This is a genomic window from Mesorhizobium sp. M7A.F.Ca.CA.004.06.1.1, assembly GCF_003999135.1.
GTDB lineage: Bacteria > Pseudomonadota > Alphaproteobacteria > Rhizobiales > Rhizobiaceae > Mesorhizobium.
In genome coordinates, this window is the sequence record NZ_RZPQ01001166.1 from 1 (window position 1) to 1,148 (window position 1,148).

General features: G+C 65.6%; 1 pseudogene. It reads right to left on the minus strand.

Going from position 1 to position 1,148, the window contains the following annotated elements:
• Positions 1-1,148: pseudogene (locus EN906_RS34820) on the minus strand (translocation/assembly module TamB); the annotation flags it as partial.

Here is a 1,148-nt window from a genome sequence, read left to right on the forward strand (position 1 = left end):
GGTTGAGGGTGCCGGTTGCCTTGCCGGAAACCTTGTCGCCGGTCAGCGTCGCCTGATCGAGCACCACGCCGCCGGCAATCGTGTAGCTGCCGGCCGCATCGACGGCGAGCGGTCCGAGCCCGGCCTGCCGGGTCTGGCTGGTTTCGATACCGGCCAGTTGCGCATTGAAGCGGACGTCGGGAGCGGCCGGCGGTCCCGTCAAACCAGCCGTGCCGCTGAGCGTGCCCACAGCATCGAGGCCGGGCGAAAATCCATTGGCGAGCGCCGCGGGCAGTGCCGAAAATTGCGCCGCGAGATCGAGCGTCTGGCCAGCTGTCCCGGACAAGGTCACCGAGCCGCCGCCGACGTCGAGCGCCAGCCTTTCGATGCTGGTCGTGCCGTTGGCGATGCTTAGTGTCGATGCCTGGGCGATTGCCGCCTTGATGCCACGAACCGTCGCCTCGCCCGAGGCAATCTCGATGCTCGTCGTGCCGTCGGCGATCTTCACCCGGCCGGCAGCGGTCGCCGGAATGCCCGCTATGGTGGCGCCGCCGGTAAAATTGGTCCAGTCGCCATCACGCTTCAGGTCGACGCCGATGCCGCCGATTTCCGTGGTCCCGGAGGTGACGCTGTCGGCCTTGATCGTACCTGATATCGCAGGCGCCTTGAGATAATTGGCGATCAGTGCATTGACTGTGATGGCCTTGGCCATCACCTCGCCGCGCGCGATCGATGTGCTCTTCGCATCGATCGCAACGGAGGGCGCGTCGCCATCCCCCGCGAAGCGGATGGTTCCGTCGATGTCTCCCGTTATCGCCTGGCCGGCAAGTGCGGCCAGCTGGTCGATGGCAGGTGCATCGAGCGTCAGCGTGCCGAGCGGCATGAATTTGTCGTCGAGCGCGAGATCACCCGAGACCTTGTTGTCGCCGAGCGAGACCAGAAAACCATTGATCGAACGCTTGCCTTCGCTCGTCACCAGCGCTGCTTTGATGTCGAGCGGCTGGTCGTCGACGGAGCCGGTCAGCGAGACATTGGCGGCGGGACTGGTGATATCGGCCTTGCCGCTAGCCGTCAGCTTGATGCTCTTCACCGTGCGGCCCGATGCCGTCAGGCTGTCGCTATCGGCGGTAACCGTGAAATCCGGCGCCGTCATGGCGCCGCTTGCCGAC